The sequence below is a fragment of the Alishewanella sp. HH-ZS genome (assembly GCF_001704375.1).
Taxonomy (GTDB): domain Bacteria; phylum Pseudomonadota; class Gammaproteobacteria; order Enterobacterales; family Alteromonadaceae; genus Alishewanella; species Alishewanella aestuarii.
Window position 1 is genome coordinate 55,669 of sequence record NZ_LZEJ01000027.1, and the last position, 17,372, is coordinate 73,040.

Here is a 17,372-nt window from a genome sequence, read left to right on the forward strand (position 1 = left end):
TCAGGCCTTTTAATCAGGGTATAGCGGCTGTAGCTGAACCGCACGCTGCGAAGTATGGCTAGCTTTGCGCTTTAACCAGGCCTGATACAGCGCCTCACCTTGCCAACTCTCGGGTTGCAGACTGTACAACGCCTGTTCCAGCTTTCGAATCTCTGCTTTTAATGCCGGATCACTCACTTTAGCGGCAAGCTGACCCAGCGAGCGGCATGCCGGCGGATAGGCGCCGGCGGCCAGACGCAGTAATGTCTGCTCTGCCTTTTTCGGGGAATTATTGTTACAGGCCTGTTTAAAGGCATGCTTACCGGCATCGACCGCGACGGTATTGGGGTTGTCCGTTTGATTGCCAGCTTGATTGTTAGCGCGCAGCATACGGCGTTCAAGCCACAGCCAGCATAATGCCACAGTGCTCAGCAGCCAGGCGGCTAACAATACCGTGCTCGGATAATTCCATTGCCAGGGGCTGTTGGCAGCTGTTACTGGCAGCAATTCTGGGCTGCTTAGCGTTGGCAGCGACATCGTCGGTTGGGCATTCCCGGTTACCTGCAGCGCACGGGCTGGCAACACCGCATATTCCAGCCGGTTGGTCTGGCTATTCCACCATGGCAGACGCACTTCAGGTAAGACTAACTCGCCTTCATTACTGGCAATCAGGGCACTGGTAAAGACTTTTTGCGCCACCTGCCGGCCGCTACGCTCAGCACCGCGGCTTTGTGGCTGTTCCTGATAGGCCCGCAATGAGGCGGGCAGTTGCTGGTCCAGATCCGGCAGCTGATTCGCGGCGACATCGACGGCCGAAAGGGTAATAATCCGGGTCACAGGCTCACCGGCTTTTAGCTGTTGACTATCCGGTTGCCATTCTTCGGTTAGCGTTACCAGGCCGGCTATCAGCCAGCGACCCGGGAAGTTTTCCGGTTGTGGTTTCACTTCCAGCTGCACTGGCTCCGCTTCGGCCATTACGGTTTTACTGCGCGAGAAGTAGTTAAAACGCTCTGGATTACGCTCTATCATTTCACCGGTAAACAGTGGCGGCGCTATAACAAAGTCACCGCTGCGCTGTGGGATCAATGAATAGCGGCGGGTAATGGTGCGGTAACGTACGCCGTCAATCAGGGCTGTGCCTTCGGTATCCGGGCCCAGGCGCTGAATTTCGGCGCCTTCCAGTGCCGGCTCCGTCAGATTGCCACGTTGCAAGTCGCCACTAAAGTAGATCACCACGTCGTAATACAGCATTTGCTGTACATAGGCGGAGGGGTAACCGACTAATTTCGCTTCCAGAAACAGGTCGCGCCGGTTTTGCGCCTGACTGCTTTCGATAATGGTCAGTTCAATTGGCTCGGAACGCACGCCGTTTAATTCAAAGGCCGGGATCCGGTAACTACCGGTATTACTGGCAAATAATGACACACTCCAGCTGGTGTTATGCTGTGTTACACCATTGATCACCTGGGTACTTTGACTTACCGACGGCAGCATAACCCTGAAGTTTTGCTCCAGCACCCGAAAATCTATGGCATCGGCGGCAAAACGCCCATCAGCGCTTACTGTCAGGGTAATGGCTTCCCCCAGCATGGCCGGGTTTTTGTCGACACTGCTGCTCAGGCTGCTAAAGGCCTGCGCGGCCGACAGCGGCAGTAATAACAGCAGCAAACTAAGAAAACGGCTTACCATTCTTGTTGAGCTCCTTGCGGGGGTAGGCTGTGACGACGTTTTTGATATTCGAGCAGCATGCGGTTTCTAAGCAGGACGCCGGGATCGTCCTGTACTTTGCGCAGCAGATTTTCCAGCTCTTGTTGTTGTTCCGGTGTCGCATTAGGCCAGGGCTCATTAATAACAGCTTGTGCCGCAGTATCCTGCGTATCAGCTTGTGCTGGCTCTAACTGAGCCTCAGCCTGTTGCGCCCTGTTAGCATCCGTTTGCTGTGGCTCGGACTCGTCCGGGGGGCCTTGCTCAGCACTTTGAGCCGATTGCTGTGCATTATCTGTTTGTTCTTCAGCATTCTCTTTAGCATTTTGCGAGGCATTTTCTGTTGATGATTCGCTGCTATCCGATGATTGTTGCTCTTGCTGCTCTTGCTGCTCTTGCTGCTCTTGCTGCTGAGCCTGTTGCTCAGCTTGCTGCTGTAACAATTGCTGCATCAGTTCGGCGTTTTGCCGTGCAGCGCTATGCTCCGGATCCAGCTCAGAGGCGCGCTGAAAAGCCGACAGTGCCTGCTCCAGCTCTTGCTGCAGTGCCAGCGTATTGCCAAGGTTGTGCCACAGACTGGCGTTTTCACCCTGCGCAATCGCCTGGCGGTAGGCTTGCTCTGCCTGCTGATAATCACCGGCGCGGTAGGCCGCATTACCTTGCCACAGTGGGTCCTGAAACTGCTCTCTGGCTCTGGCATAGTCACCCTGTTGATAGGCCTGCTGTGCGCGTTGCTGTTGGGTTTGCCACAGCTGCTGCCAACTGTTGGCATTGGCTGGTGGGATATAAATAATCAGACACAGCATTAATACTGCGGCGCGCCGGCCAAGCCAGAGCGCCAGCGGTAACAATAACCAGACCAGATAAACTGCGCCATCCTGCCAGACATCGCCGCTTAATATCGGCGTCTCGCCTTTACTGGCCTGTGGGTTGCGTAGTGCCTGCACCAGCGCCTCCAGATCGCTGTTATCAGCGACGGCTTGCCGGAATTGACCGCCACCCTGACGGGCCAGCACCGCCAGTTGTTGTAGCGGTACTCGTGGTACTACTACGCCACCCTGACGATCTTTTAACAGCTCACCGTTTTCCAGTCTTACCACTGCGCCCTCAGCAGAGCCAAATGCCAACACGGACAACCGGTGTGGATAACGGTTAAGCAGTTGCTGCAGCGCATGAAAACTTTGCGCCTCAAAACCGTCAGTAAATAAAATCACTTCGCCACTGGCGAAGCCAGCCTGGGTTAACAGTTGATCGGCCAGCTCCAACGCAGCCAGCACATTAGAACCCTGACCCGGCATCAGCTCCGGGCGCAAATTGGGCACTTGCAGGCGGATGTTGTTGTGATCCGGTGTCAGCGGCGAAATCACAAAGGCATCGGCAGCATAGCTAATCAATGCCAGTTCGCCTTCGCGTAATTTATCAATAAAATCCAGCGCTTTAAATCTTTGCTGCGTCAGCCGGTCCGGCACCAGATCGGTGGCGCGCATCGACAGTGACATATCCATAATCAGCACTGTCGCTTGTTTGACGGTTAGTGCCGGTTGCGGCAGTTTCTGCCAGCTTGGGCCACTTAATGCCAGCACGGCCAACAGCCAGCAAAGTGCCAGCAAGGGCAGGGCAAACGGCTGGCGTTTTTGTAATTGTTCCCCCAGCAATACCACGGGTTGTAAATGCCGGGCAATCAGATTATGCCAAAGCCCTGGTTGCTGGCGGTGCCGGTACAGCAGCAGCCAGAGTAACAGCGCTGGTAGCAGGGCCAGTAGCCAGAATGGACGTAGTAGATGTAACTCAGACCACACGGTTTTTTACTCCTGCCCAATCAACTCGCCGCAGCGCCAGATAAAAGCTACAGAGCAAAGCCAGCGCCAGCGGATAGTGCAGCAAGCTAAGCTGGGGCCGGTAGGTGAGCTGATCACGTTCTATCGGCTCCAGCTGATCCAGCAACTGATAGATCTGCCGCAGCTCTGCCGGACTGCGGGCGCGGAAATAGCGGCCACCGGTCTGCTCGGCTACCTCGCGTAATAACACTTCGTCTAAATCATGTGAAGGGTTGATAATACGCTGTCCGAAAATACTCTGTTGTACCATCTGTTCAGCACCCAGGCCGACAGTATGGATGCGGATCCCGGCCGCTTTCGCCAGTTGTAAGGCTTCGCGGGGCTGGATCTCGCCGGAGTTATTGGCGCCGTCACTGAGCAGGATTAACACCTTATTACTGGACGGGTAGGCATTCAGCCGTTTTACGGTCAGACCTATCGCCTCGCCAATGGCGGTCCGCTGGCCAACCAGTCCCATCACGGCATCGTCGAGAAACTGCTGTACCGTTGCCAGATCAAAGGTGAGCGGGGTTTGTTGATAGGCGGCATCCGCAAACAGGATCAGGCCAATCCGATCACCCTGGCGCTGGGCGATAAAATCGCGCAGCACCAGTTTCATCGCATCCAGCCGGGTCATGCGCTGGCCATTTAACTCCATATCCTGAATATCCATCGAACCGGACAGATCCAACGCCAGCATCAGTTCGCGCCCCTGCTGTGGCAGGGTTACCGGCTCACCCAGCCAGCGTGGCTGGCTGGCGCTTAGCACCAGCAGGACCCAGGTTAAAAGCAGCAACAGCCGCACACTGATTGGCGCCGTGGCGCCAGTGCTGCGCGTCTGCCCTAATTTCGCCAGGGCCGGCAGCTTTAGTGCACTGCCGCCTAACTGGCGGGCTTTGGGCACCAGCCAAGGGAGTGGCAGTGCCAGTAACAGCCAGGGATAACTAAGCTCCAGCATGGTCAACTCCTGTACCCAGGCCGGTAGCTGGGCTGGCGGCTTGCTGATACAAGCGGCCGTTAAAGCGCTGGATAAAGACCCCACCACACTGATACAACTGCTGGCGCTCCAGCGCGGTGTGCTGCGTTGGCGCCTGATATAACAGTGGCTGTAACGACGGTAACTGCAGCGGGGCGGGTAGCTGACTCTGCCAGTGCTGTTGCCAGCTCTCGGTATCGGCGGTTAACAACGGATGCCGCGGTGCATAAGCCTTGAGTAAGCGTTTGAGCAGTTGATTCAGCTGGGCCGGCATTGTCGGATCAGTGACATCCAGTTGCTGCCAAAGGCGTCGGGCCAGCCGCTTCGGGCGCTGAAACCGCCAGTAACGCAGCGCAATAGTGAGCGTAAATAAAGAGGCGGCTACTAGCAGGAGTAACAGCAGCCAGTGACCGGGCGCCAGCGCGAAGCTCTCGCTTAATGCCGGCTCGTCAATATCGGCCAGTAACGCCAATAATTGTGTTGGCTCAGTCATGATAGACCCCAGCCAGTTGGCTTAATAGCGGGCTGGCACTGCTTAGCGTCAGCCATTTACAGCCCAGTTGCAACACATTGTGCTTAGCGGTCGCCAGCGCTTGCTGTTGTTGCTGTTGATAGCGCTGTTTTAGCTGTGAATTAAACTGCACCACTTTTAATGCCTGAGCAGCACTGACCAGCGCCTCGCCCAGTAGCTCTGATGGCAGCTGTAACTCCAGCGGATCACTGAGCTGACAACAGTGAATTTCATTATGCTGTGATAATACCTGCAGATGGCGTAACGCCTCAGCATCCAGGCTGGCAAAATCGGACAAAATATAGAGTAGGCTGCCCGGGCGTAGTAGCCGTCTTAGCTCTGCCAACGCTGTGCTCAGGACCATGCCCTGATTGCTGCGGCTTTGCTGATGTACATCCAGCAGAGCCTGCAAATAGCGCAACACGCCACGGCTTCTGCCCAGAGGTTTTAACAGTACATGCTGCTGTTCACTAAACACCAGGCCACCCAGTTTGTCGCCATTGGCTTTGCAATGCCAGGCCAACAGGGCCGCCAGATGTGCCGCCTGCACGGATTTTAACAGCAGGCTGGAGCCAAAGCGCATGGACTCGGTCAGCTCGGTCAGCAAAAACACCGGGCGCTCACGCTCTTCACGGAATAATTTAGTATGAACCCGTCCGGTGCGGGCCGTTACCCGCCAGTCAATAGCGCGCACATCATCACCCACCTGATAGTGCCGCACTTCATCAAACTCCATGCCGCGGCCTTTGCTGCGCGCCAGATAACTGCCGGCCAGCTTGCTATGTACCTGCTGGCCGGGGCTTAGATCCAGTAACCGGGTATGGTGCTGATACCACAGCAGCTCTGGCAGGCCCAGCTGATAACCGTTGGCGTGCAAGCTGCTAAGCCAGCGCTGTGCATCAAAAGCCAGTTCGCTCATCTTAGGGCACTGCCACCCGCTGCAGAACCTCGGTCAGCACCTGATCAGTGCTGATCCCTTCGGCTTCTGCCGCATAGGTTAGGATCAGACGATGGCGCAGCACATTATGAAATACCGCCTGAATGTCTTCCGGCGTAACAAAATCACGACCCGCCAGCCAGGCGCGGGCACGGGCGCATCGATCCAGCGCTATGGTCGCCCGCGGGCTGGCGCCATAGCTGATATAGCTGGCCAGTTTGTCACTGTACGCCGCCGGTTGGCGGGTGGCCATCACCAGTTGCACCATATAGTGCTCCAGGCTCTCCGCCAGATGCAGCTTTAATACCTGCTGGCGGGCAGCGAAAATATCCGCCTGACTGATGGGTGCCGCTTTAACCGGTGTTTCATGGCGGGCTTCGGCTCGGGTTAAGCGCAGGATCTCCAGCTCGGTCGCGCTATCCGGGTAATCAACCTTTAAATGCAATAAAAAGCGGTCAAGTTGGGCTTCCGGCAGCGGGTAGGTACCTTCCTGTTCCAGCGGGTTTTGCGTCGCCATCACCAGAAACAGCTCCGGCAGTTTGTATGTATTGCGACCCACTGTGACCTGTTTCTCGGCCATCGCTTCCAGTAGTGCAGACTGTACCTTGGCGGGTGCCCGGTTAATTTCATCCGCCAGAATTAAATTATGAAACAACGGGCCGGACTGAAAGGCAAAGGCGCCGGTTTCCGGCCGGTAGATATCGGTACCGGTCAGATCGGCAGGCAGTAAATCAGGGGTAAACTGTATGCGGTGAAACTCCGCTTCTACACCCTGTGCCAGTGCATTCACTGCGCGGGTTTTCGCCAGACCGGGCGGCCCCTCTACCAGCAGATGGCCATTGGCCAGCAAAGCCAGCAAGATGCCTTCGGTCAGTGCCGGTTGACCCAGCACCTGGCTATCCAGATAAGATTTTAATGACGCAAAAGCCTGTACCATGATGATTTCTGTCTTATTATTAAGAAGTGGTTGATTTTTGACCGCTTTCTGCGGGCAAACGCCAAATTAGGACCTGCCGTTATTTATAAGGTTCCCGCATGGCTAATACAAGCGCTAAAACAAGAGTTTTAAAACAACTGTTTTAATTTCGCCGGACTGTGGTTACAATCAAAAGTCAGAGGTCAGACCTGTAATCAGGCCAGCATAAAACAAGAGGATAACTATGGCAGCCCCTATCAACCTGAGAACCCGTGACGGTGAGCGTATTGCAATCGTGTCCGGGCTTCGTACCCCCTTTGCCAAACAAGCGACCGAGTTTCATGGTGTCTCGGCTCTGGATCTGGGAAAACTGGTGGTGAATGAATTACTGATCCGTGCCGAACTGGATCCGGCGCTGGTAGAGCAGGTGGTGTATGGCCAGGTGGTGCAGATGCCAGAGGCGCCAAATATCGCCCGTGAAATCGTGCTCGGCACCGGCATGCAGGTGCATACCGATGCCTTTAGTGTTACCCGGGCCTGTGCCACCAGTTTTCAGTCGGTAGTCAGTGTTGCCGAATCCATGCTGGCCGGTGTCACTCAGATCGCTATTGCCGGTGGCGCTGACTCCAGCTCAGTCTTACCTATTGGCGTGAGCAAGAAACTGGCGCGCGCCCTGGTCGATGTTAATAAAGCAAAAACCCTGGGCCAGAAACTGGCAATTATCCGCCGTCTGGGCCTGAAAGACTTACTGCCGGTTCCACCAGCGGTAGCAGAATACAGCACCGGCCTGTCAATGGGCGATACGGCTGAACAAATGGCGAAAAGCCATGGTATCAGCCGGGCGGCGCAGGATGAAATGGCACACCGCTCGCACACCCTGGCGGCGGCCGCCTGGCAAGCCGGCAAGTTGGCCGATGAGGTGATGACCGCCTATGTTGAGCCGTACAGCCGCTATTTAAAGATCGATAATAATATCCGGATGGAGTCGAAGCTCGACTCTTACGCCAAATTAAAGCCGGTATTTGACCGGGTGCATGGCTCTGTAACGGCGGCAAACAGTACGCCGCTGACCGATGGTGCTTCTGCTGTGCTGATGATGACCGAAGGCCGCGCCAAGGCGCTGGGTTATACCCCTTTGGGTTATCTGCGCAGCTACGCCTTTTCGGCCATCGGCGTACATGAAGATATGCTGATGGGCCCGTCTTATGCCACGCCTATCGCGCTGGATCGCGCCGGGATGAAACTGTCGGATCTGACGCTGATTGAAATGCATGAAGCCTTCGCTGCGCAGGCGCTGGCCAATATGAAGATGTTTGGTAGCCGTAAATTTGCTGAAGAAAAGCTGGGCCGCAGCGAAGCCATTGGCGAAATTGATATGGACAAATTTAACGTCAACGGTGGTTCACTGGCTTATGGCCACCCCTTTGCCGCGACCGGCACCCGCTTAATAGTGCAAACCCTGAATGAATTAAAACGTCGTGGTGGTGGCATCGGCCTGACCACTGCCTGCGCCGCCGGCGGTTTAGGCGCAGCGATGATTGTGGAGACCGAATAATGACTGACACAGTAAGCAGCTTTAGCTTAAGCATCCGCGATGACAAGGTGGCCGTGATCACCATGGATATTCCGGGTGAAAGCATGAATGTCCTGAAAGCCTCGTTTGCCGATGAAATTGATGCCATGCTGAAACAGCTGGCTAACGACAGTACCTTAAAAGGCGTGGTCTTTATTAGTGGCAAAAAAGATTCCTTTATTGCCGGTGCCGATATCAGCATGCTCGATGCCTGTCAGACGGCAGAGCAGGCGGAAACCATTGCCGCGATGGGGCAACAAATGTTCGACCGGCTGGAGCAACTGCGCCTGCCGGTCGTTGCTGCGATCCATGGCCCTTGCTTGGGTGGTGGTCTGGAGCTGGCGCTGGCGTGTCATGCCCGGGTTGCCAGCAGCAGCCCGAAAACCGTGCTGGGTTTGCCGGAAGTGCAGCTGGGCTTACTACCCGGCAGTGGTGGTACCCAGCGTTTACCAAAGTTAGTTGGCGTGCAAAAAGCGCTGGATATGATCCTGACGGGTAAGCAAGTGCGTGCGGCCCAGGCGAAGAAGCTCGGTCTGGTGGATGAAGTGGTGCCAGAGAGCATTCTGCTTGATGCCGCAGTGAAAAAGGCGCTGGCCGGCAAACCCCGTCGCGAAGCGAAAAAGCAGAGCCTGCTGGATAAGCTGCTGGAAAATACCGGACCAGGTCGCAAACTGGTGTTTTCTCAGGCGCTAAAACAAACGCTGAAGAAAACCCAGGGCAACTATCCTGCCGCCCTGCGGATTATTGAAGTGATTCAAACCGGTGTCGAGCAGGGCTATCAAAAAGGCCTGGCGGCAGAGGCCAAAGCCTTTGGCCAGCTTTGTATGACGCCAGAGTCGGCGGCACTGCGCAGTATTTTCTTTGCTACCACCCAGATGAAGAAAGAAAGCGGTGCCGGTGATGCCAAACCGCGTAAGGTACGCAAAGCCGCGGTGCTGGGCGGCGGCCTGATGGGCGGCGGTATTGCTAATGTCAGCGCCACTAAGGCCGGCGTAGCGGTACGGATCAAAGATATCGCTGAGCAGGGCATCAATAATGCGCTGAAATACAGCTTTGATATTCTGAATAAAAAGTACAAAAAGCGCTTTATCAGCAAGGCCGAGATGCAAAAGCAGCTGCTGTTAATCACCGGCACCACCGATTACAGTGGTTTCCATGATGTCGATATCGTGGTTGAGGCGGTATTTGAAGATCTGAGCTTAAAGCAGCAAATGGTGGCCGATATTGAACAGCACTGTGCGGAGCATACCATCTTTGCCAGCAATACCAGTTCGTTACCGATCCACAAGATTGCCGAAAAGGCAGCAAGACCAGAAAATGTGATCGGTCTGCATTACTTCTCACCGGTTGATAAGATGCCGCTGGTAGAAGTGATTGCGCATGAAAAAACCTCTGCGGAGACCATCGCTACTACGGTTGCCTTTGCCCGTAAGCAAGGTAAAACGCCGATCGTGGTGAAAGACGGTGCCGGTTTCTACGTTAACCGCATTCTGGCGCTGTATATGAATGAAGCGGCCAATATTCTGCTCGCCGGTGAACCGGTAGAAAAAATTGACCGTGCGCTGGTCAAATTCGGCTTCCCCGTCGGCCCGGTGACGCTGCTGGATGAAGTGGGTATTGATGTTGGCGCCAAAATTTCGCCCATTTTAACGGCTGAGCTGGGTGAGCGCTTTGCCGCGCCTGCCGCCTTTGACAAACTGCTGGCTGATGGCCGAAAGGGCAAGAAAACCGAAAAAGGGTTTTACCTTTATGGTAAGGCTGCGAAAAAAGGCAAAAAGCTGGTTGATGAGTCGGTATATGCCGTGCTTGGCGTAACACCGGCGCCGGCGCTAAATGGCGAAGAGATTGCCAGCCGCTGTACCGCGCAAATGCTGAATGAGGCAGTACGTTGTCTGGAAGAGGGTATTATTGCCTCGGCACGGGACGGTGATATCGGTGCCATCTTTGGTATCGGTTTCCCACCCTTCCTCGGTGGCCCGTTCCGCTATATTGATAAGCTGGGTGTCAATAATCTGGTTGCGACTTTACGCCAGCTGGAAAGTCGCTTTGGTAGCCGCTTTACGCCGTGCGATACCTTGTTGAAAATGGCAACAGCAGGCGAGCGTTTCTATCCACAGTAACAGCCGCCTTGCAGGGGGTAAGTTATCTAAGGGCCTGCGGGCCCTTTTTGCATTTTGGCTAAAAATGCAACTAAAGCATAACAGCAAGACGTCCGGATAGCTGGTATAATCGCCAGCAGCAGTAAAGTGATGTAGGAGAGAGCGGGTGTTATTAGTTCCGGTGCTTTGGTTAATGGTAGCAGTAGGCGTATACATAGCGGCACTGCGTAGTGGTATGCAGGCGATGCGCTGGGCACTGGCGGCAATCTTTACCGGTCCTTTGCTGTTACCGCTGTTTAACAGCCACAAACGCCTGACGCTGCGTCGCGCCCGTGGCCGTAGCTACGGCTTATTCCGGCCCTAGTTGTCGCTTTAAAAGCGCCATAGCGGCTTTTAACAGGCTGTCCTGCTGTCGGTCCTGATGACAGACGGCATAGAGTGTCAGTGTATAGCGCTGCGCCGCTGCCGCCACCAGTTGCCCGGCATTAAGATAGGGTTTAACCCAGCTCTCGGGTAAGAAGGCGGCGACCTCACCCGCTAACACCTGAGTTAGCGCCAGTTGCGCTGAGTTAGTGCTAAAGCGCGCCGCCTGTAGCTGTGGCCAATCGCGGCTATGCTGCAGTGCAAAAGCCTGCCCCCATTCGACATAACAATACTCTGCAGCGCTGAGCTGCTTACAAGCCGCATGCCCCGGCACGCATACCGCCAGCAGCGGTAACTGTGCTATGGCTTCGCGATAAAGGTCCTCGGTCTTTACCGGCTCCGGTAAAATCGCCAGATCCAATTGTTGGCTCAGCAATAAGTCACTGATTAGCTCCTTGGGTAAAGATTCGGCCCGGATTGTCAGCGGTGTTGGCAATAACGCCAGCTGCTGCAGCGTGGGCGCTAATAACTGCTCAGCCAATACCATCGGCATTGCCAGCTGTAAAGCCGGGCTTTGGCTGGCGCTGTCCGCGACGTCTTGTCTGGCGCGCTGTAAGGCGGCCAGCATAGTTTGAGCATGTGGCAACAGCCGCTCGCCCGCCGCTGTTAACTGAATGTTATTTCGGTGTCGGATAAATAAATTTACGCCTAATTGTTGTTCCAGCTGGCGGATGCGGAAACTTACCGCCGACTGCGTAAGGTATAAATTTTCGGCAGCCTTACCAAAATGGCGGGTGCGCTGTACTTCCAGGAAGGTTTTCAGTAAGTCAGTATCCAAACTAGCCTCAAATGTTTTTTATCGTAACAATTAAAAATATTTGTTTTACGACAGGAATTTTGTTAACCATACTCCGCACAGTTTAAACAGGCTGGCTTGATATTCAACGACATGAGAGGAAAAAAGTGATGCAGCAAAGTTTTGTCGCTAATCGTCGCTTTTTCGATGACCGGAATTTCCCACGTGGTTTTACCCGGTCTGGGCGTTTTACCCTGGCAGAGGGCAATCTGCTGGAAAAACATGGTTTAGCAATGCAAGAGTTGGAGCAGGGCGTACGCCAACCGGCAAATGACGAAGAGCAGCGCTTTTTGTTGGTTTGCCGCGGTGAAGCCGAAGCCAACACTGTGTATGAAAAAACCTGGTTAAAGTATAAACAACGTCTGGCAGAAAAACGCAAATTTCATACCGTATTCGGTAAGAAGCGGATTGCAGATGGCTCGGATGATTTCTCGTACGTTGAATCAGATGCCGATTAAAAAAGCCCGTTAGGGCTTTTTTAATGTCTGTAATTTGGCTTTCGCCTTTATAACGCCGCAATCTTCGGCCGTTGTTGCTTTTGTTCTTGCAGAAAAGCGGCAAAATCTTCGGCAGACAACGGCTTGCTATAATAGTAACCCTGAATAATTTCACAGCGCAGCTTGCGTAGCTGCTCCAGTTGTTCGTGCGTTTCCACCCCTTCTGCCACCACACTCAGGCTCAGGTTGTGTGCGATAGTGACAATGGTATCGACCATATTGCGGCCGCGGGCACTGCTCATATCGTCGATAAAGGCTTTATCAATTTTCAGCGTATTAAGTGGAAATTGTTTCAGATAGGCCAGCGAGGAGTAGCCGGTACCAAAATCATCCATCGCCAGATGAATGCCGCGGGCACGCAGTTTTTTCATGGTATCAATCGCCAGCTTCGGCGATTGCATCACCGTGCCCTCGGTGATCTCTAACTCCAGGTGGTAGGAGGGTAAATCGGTTTGCTGCAAAATATCGTCAATCTGATCACAGAGAAACGGCAGCATAAATTGCTTGGCCGATAAGTTAACCGCCACCCTGCCATGAAACAGGCCCTGCGCTATCCAGCGTTTAACATCGATACAGGCTTTACGCAGTACCACGGTACCGATATCAACAATTTGTCCGGTTTCCTCTGCCACCGGAATAAAGCTGGCTGGGCTGACCAAACCGCCCTTAGGTGTAATAAAACGTACCAGGGCTTCCATACCGACAACCTTGCCACTTAGCATGTCCATTTTCGGCTGGTAGAACACGGTAAAATAATCTTCTTTTAAGCCGTGGCGGATCAGGTTTTCTATCTGCAGCCGTTTCACAGCTTGTTTGTTCATGGTGTCATTAAAAAACAAATAGCGGTTGGCGCCGGCACTCTTGGCATGATACATCGCCGTATCAGCATTTCGCAGCAGCGCCTGTGGATCCTTACCATCTTCCGGAAACAATACTATGCCGACGCTGCTGGTGACCGCCAACTCATGCTGATCCACAGCAAAGGGCTTATTAATTTGTTCCAGTAAGTTTTTCGCCAGGCTGGTAATGGCATGAATATCGTTGGTATTGTCGAGCAAAATAGCGAATTCATCACCGCCCAGCCGGTAAAGTTTTTGCCGGAATAATTTATTGTTATGCAGGCGATCAGCCAGTTTACAAAGCAGGGCATCGCCGAGCTCGTGACCCAGTGAGTCGTTAATTTTTTTAAAGTTATCCAGGTCAAATACCAGCAGCGCATGTTCGGTTTTCTCGGTAACCAGACTGGCCAACTTATTCATAAAAACCGCGCGGTTGGGTAAACCGGTCAGGGTATCGCTATTAGCCAGCCGGCTAAGCTCGGCTTCACGTCTTTTGCGATCGGAGATATCGGAAAACACCGCTACGTATTGGGTGATAAAACCCTGCTCGTCTTTAATTACGTCAAAGGTTAATTCTGCCTGGTAGTAATCACCATTGGTTTTCAGTTCACGGATCTCGCCGCTCCAACGGCCATCTCTAACCAGTTTTTTCTCAATATCCTGAATAAAACGCGGCGGATAGAGTGACAGCTGGAAACGACTTTGTAGCACCTGCTCCCGACTTTTGCCGGTAATCACACTAAAGGCTGGGTTAACTTCGATAATGTTGAATTTAGTATCACAAATCACCACAGCATCAGAGATATTCTCCAGACAGCGGGCGAACAGCTGCATCCGTGCTTCAGCTTGTTTGAGCTGGCTGATATTTTTCAGGGTGCCTGTCATGCGCTGGGCTCTGCCATCTTCGTGATAGGCGACAACCTTGCCGCGGTCCAGTACCCAGATATAGGTTTCATCCAGTGTTTTTAAGCGATAGCTGGCTTCAAAAAATGGGCTTTTGCCGGCCAGGTGCTGCGATAGCGCGTGGCTAACCCGGTCTAAGTCCTGCGGATGGATCAGCGCTTTGTTGGGCGGGAAATCTTCAGTCTTGGGGGCAATCGCCAGTGGCTCCAGCCAGGCGCTGGAGCGGTAGAGCTCGCCACTATCAATATTCCAGTCCCAGAGTTCATCGCCGCTGCCCCAAATCGATAGTCGCAGCCTCTCTTCACTTTTCGCCAGTGCCTGATGGTAACGCCGCATCCGTCTTAAACTTAACTGACCAAGCAACAGGCCGGTAAGAGCCAGGGTGAGTAATGCAGGAAATAAATAAGGCTGTACGGTATCCCAGCTAAGGGCCGTAGCGGCGAGGGGCAAGAAAAATAACACGCCAAGTGTTAGCCCCAAAAAAGAGAGGGTGAGAAAAGTTATTGTTTTATCGCGCACTTTTTTATTTATTCAGTACTGCTTTTGGACTACGGTAACGGAGAAAATCGGTACTGTCAAAAGCATTTTTGCTGCTGCTGTAATAATTCTGTCAACTGCGACTTATGCAGGCATTTTACATAAGTATCCGCTGGCGGTGGATCGGTGGCGAATAACAACACATCATACTCGGCGGCAAGCAGCTGCTTTAAAAAATCCTGAAACCGCAGTCGGTCAATATCTTGTAATGCATTAAGAATTTGTTGTGTCAAATCAAAGCTATAATCGCCCTGACTCAATGCCAGCCAATACCGCTTAGCTCTGGCACTTAAACTAATATCCCGTTCCGCCAGTTGGGCAGCTAGGCCTTGCTTTAATGACTGAAAATCGCTGTCATGCAGTTGATTCAACTCGCTGATAAATTGCCGGAAAAAGGCTACTGTTGCCTGATAGAGAGTACCGGCTGGCTGATTAGGCGACTGGATATAGAACGCCATGCCCGGCAGGGTATTGACCGGGACATAGCCGGTGCCGACCAGATAGCCCAGTTGTTGTTCGGTTCTCAGCTGGTGAAAGTAACGCGGCGATAAGATGTGATTGGCGAGCATAAACAGCGCCATCATCACGGGGGATTTTTCCCGCGCGGGCAGATAAATAACCAACGCATGGTCGGAAGGCGAGTCGGGTGGGTTTTCCAACCAGACGGGGCCCAGATCGCGGATCAGGCATTGTTGCGGTTTGAGCGCCTGACCGATAGCGCCTTGCTGCCGTTGCCAGTGCTGTAACAGTTGCTGTAAGGCCAGCGCATCAGTCCGATTCCAATTGCCCAATAACAGCGCTTCCAGATGCAAGGCTTGCCAGACCTGCTGCCGGAACTGTTGAAAATCGGCATAGCTTAACGCGGCCAGCGCCGTTGCCAGTTGTACCGGCTCCGGATTCTGTGGTTGCAGCACAGCCGAAAGCTTTGAAAATAAGGTGGCAACAGGTTTATTCTTACTGCTGTTTAGCCAGTGCCGGCACAGTTGCTGTTTTAACTCTGCAAAACGTTGCGGACAAAACTGTGGATCTGGCAGCTGTGCTAACAGATCAGCAACCAGACGTAGCTGATTAGCGCTCAGGCCGTTGGTCTGTAAACTGAGCCCCTGGCGGTGAACATGCAGAAAATAATTCAGCCCGGCAGTTGTTGCGGCGTAAAGCTGCTGATTAAAGCGATCTAACAGTAATTCGACCCATAAGCGACTGGCGGCTTGCTGTTGCAGCGTCTGACAGCTATTGGGCAGGCTCAACTGAATAAAAATATGGCCTTTGGGGCTATTAAAGTCCGTATCCGCTTTGTACCAAAGGCTTAACCCAGGGTCAGTAAAGAACAATTCTGGCTTATCTAAATGATCCGCTGCGGTGAGTAAGGTTAAATCGGCATGCAGATAGGGATTGGCCTCTGGCAGCTGGATGCCGTCAAGCAGCGCGGTTTGGGCAAGCGCAGCGAGTAAGGATTGATCAATTGCTTGCAGCTGATAGGGCGTATGATACCAGCGGGCCTGACGGTCAGTAGTGACATCATCGGCAATCAGCATCAGCCGTAGGTTAGCGGCGTTAAAATAGCTCAATAGCTGCTGATACAGCGCAAGCGGCGGCGGCTCCATCCGGTAATCGCCAAAGATCACATCCTGTAGCGGATAGTGCTGCAGGTTCAGCGACAGATCCATCGCCGTTTGCAATGCCGTAGCGGGCTCATAAAATTGATAAGCCCATTGCAGCAGTTTCTGCCGCTCTTTAAACAACTGTTCGGGAAAGGCGCTTTGTTGCAGTAACTGCAATTTAGCGAATACCGCCTGCACGACCTGCTGGTATTGCTGGCGGCCAAGCTGGGTTAATTCGAACGCTAGCGTAAAATCTTTATAGTTACTGCCATCAATGCCGCCACCGGCACTTAGCTGATTCACCAGTCCCTGCGCTTTCAGCATGGCTAACAATGAACCAGGCCCTTCATCACCTAACAGATGGGCGAGAAAACTGACGATTTTATAGCGATACCAGGGCTGGATATCGGGAAGCGCAAAACTCACCACTAACCGCTGGCTGCTCTTATGTGGCCGGATAGTTAACTGTAATCCCTGATGCTCGGCCAGATAGAGTGGTACCTGCAGCGGGCTCTTTGCCGCAACATCACCTTTAATTGCACTGAAATAGCGTGTTGCCAGTTGCTGCAGCTCAGCCAGGCTCTGTGGGCCAACCAGGCACAATGACATCCTCTGAGCGCTGTATTGGCTATCGAAAAAGCGTTTAACCGCTTGCTGCAGACTTTCGTGCGGTTGGTCTGCCAGCGTCTGGGCATTACCAACCGAAAACTTGGCAAAGGGGTGTGCCGGATTAATGCTTTCTTTATGCACCTGATAGATGCGCCGGCTATCGTCTTTTAGCTTTAGCGAGAATTCTGCTTCAATGGCCTGGCGCTCTTTTTCGACATAGTCACTGCTAAATAAGGGCGCCGTAAACATCGCAGCGAAGCGGCTTAAGCCGTCAGCAAAATGTTGCTGTTCAAGATCGAAATAAAACTGGCTATGCTCTGTGCCGGTCCAGGCATTGTGGCTGCCGCCGTGTTCGCTGATATATTGCTGCAGCTCGCCGGCCTGTGGGTAAGCGGCACTACCCAAAAACAGCATATGCTCTAAAAAGTGGGCCAAACCTTCGCGTTCTATCGGATCGTCGAAGTGCCCGACATTGACGGTCAACGCCGCCGCACTTTTTTCGCTGTCGGCTTGCTGAACCAGCAGCACGGCTAAACCGTTAGCTAAGACAAGGTGCCGGTACTGTCTGGGATCGTTCGGGCTTTGCAATATCGGTGAACTGGCCAAGATGCATCCTTTAAAGGCACCTGCTGTGGGCACCTCTCATAGCGATAAG

At 53.4% G+C, this 17,372-nt stretch carries 13 protein-coding genes; 4 read left to right on the plus strand and 9 right to left on the minus strand.

Annotated elements, in window-relative coordinates; all coding sequences use genetic code 11:
* Positions 1–9: 9 nt before the first annotated feature.
* The 6 genes from A9165_RS11645 to A9165_RS11670 are packed head-to-tail and all read right to left on the minus strand — an operon-like array spanning position 10 to position 6,861.
* Positions 10–1,668, minus strand: a complete 1,659-nt coding sequence (locus A9165_RS11645; protein WP_065955998.1) for a BatD family protein — start codon at positions 1,666–1,668, stop codon at positions 10–12.
* Complete coding sequence (locus tag A9165_RS11650) at positions 1,662–3,482, minus strand: VWA domain-containing protein (protein WP_065955999.1); 1,821 nt, start codon at positions 3,480–3,482, stop codon at positions 1,662–1,664. Before A9165_RS11650 ends, A9165_RS11645 begins: the two co-directional genes overlap by 7 nt.
* Positions 3,472–4,458, minus strand: a complete 987-nt coding sequence (locus A9165_RS11655; protein WP_065956000.1) for a VWA domain-containing protein — start codon at positions 4,456–4,458, stop codon at positions 3,472–3,474. The genes A9165_RS11650 and A9165_RS11655 overlap by 11 nt, the downstream gene beginning before the upstream one ends.
* Positions 4,445–4,969 (minus strand): DUF4381 domain-containing protein, encoded by a 525-nt coding sequence (locus A9165_RS11660; RefSeq protein ID WP_065956001.1) that lies wholly within the window; start codon positions 4,967–4,969, stop codon positions 4,445–4,447. Before A9165_RS11660 ends, A9165_RS11655 begins: the two co-directional genes overlap by 14 nt.
* The gene (locus tag A9165_RS11665; RefSeq protein ID WP_065956002.1) at positions 4,962–5,906 is read right to left on the minus strand and encodes a DUF58 domain-containing protein; all 945 of its coding nucleotides are present in this window, start codon (positions 5,904–5,906) and stop codon (positions 4,962–4,964) included. Before A9165_RS11665 ends, A9165_RS11660 begins: the two co-directional genes overlap by 8 nt.
* A gap of 1 nt (position 5,907) precedes the next feature.
* The gene (locus A9165_RS11670; RefSeq protein WP_008610115.1) at positions 5,908–6,861 is read right to left on the minus strand and encodes a MoxR family ATPase; all 954 of its coding nucleotides are present in this window, start codon (positions 6,859–6,861) and stop codon (positions 5,908–5,910) included.
* Between the two features lie 223 nt (positions 6,862–7,084).
* Between A9165_RS11670 and fadI the strand changes: the two genes are divergently transcribed.
* From fadI to A9165_RS11685, 3 genes are all read left to right on the plus strand, one after another.
* Entirely contained in the window at positions 7,085–8,395 is a 1,311-nt protein-coding gene (gene fadI, locus A9165_RS11675; RefSeq protein ID WP_065956003.1) for an acetyl-CoA C-acyltransferase FadI, read from the plus strand.
* Positions 8,395–10,533, plus strand: a complete 2,139-nt coding sequence (gene fadJ / locus A9165_RS11680) for a fatty acid oxidation complex subunit alpha FadJ (RefSeq protein WP_065956004.1) — start codon at positions 8,395–8,397, stop codon at positions 10,531–10,533. Before fadI ends, fadJ begins: the two co-directional genes overlap by 1 nt.
* Before the next feature lie 145 nt (positions 10,534–10,678).
* Entirely contained in the window at positions 10,679–10,876 is a 198-nt protein-coding gene (locus A9165_RS11685) for a hypothetical protein (protein ID WP_039925598.1), read from the plus strand.
* Here the strand turns inward: A9165_RS11685 and A9165_RS11690 are convergent.
* Entirely contained in the window at positions 10,862–11,713 is an 852-nt protein-coding gene (locus A9165_RS11690) for a LysR family transcriptional regulator (RefSeq protein WP_008610119.1), read from the minus strand. The two genes, A9165_RS11685 and A9165_RS11690, sit on opposite strands and share 15 nt — an antisense overlap.
* A gap of 128 nt (positions 11,714–11,841) precedes the next feature.
* Between A9165_RS11690 and maoP the strand changes: the two genes are divergently transcribed.
* On the plus strand, positions 11,842–12,189 hold the full coding sequence (maoP, locus tag A9165_RS11695; RefSeq protein WP_008610120.1) for a DUF413 domain-containing protein: 348 nt from the start codon (positions 11,842–11,844) through the stop codon (positions 12,187–12,189).
* A gap of 47 nt (positions 12,190–12,236) precedes the next feature.
* Here the strand turns inward: maoP and A9165_RS11700 are convergent, their stop codons facing one another.
* Both A9165_RS11700 and A9165_RS11705 read right to left on the minus strand, forming a co-directional pair.
* On the minus strand, positions 12,237–14,306 hold the full coding sequence (locus A9165_RS11700; RefSeq protein ID WP_083216275.1) for a bifunctional diguanylate cyclase/phosphodiesterase: 2,070 nt from the start codon (positions 14,304–14,306) through the stop codon (positions 12,237–12,239).
* 239 nt (positions 14,307–14,545) lie between these two features.
* On the minus strand, positions 14,546–17,323 hold the full coding sequence (locus A9165_RS11705) for an insulinase family protein (protein WP_065956006.1): 2,778 nt from the start codon (positions 17,321–17,323) through the stop codon (positions 14,546–14,548).
* Positions 17,324–17,372 lie beyond the last annotated feature (49 nt).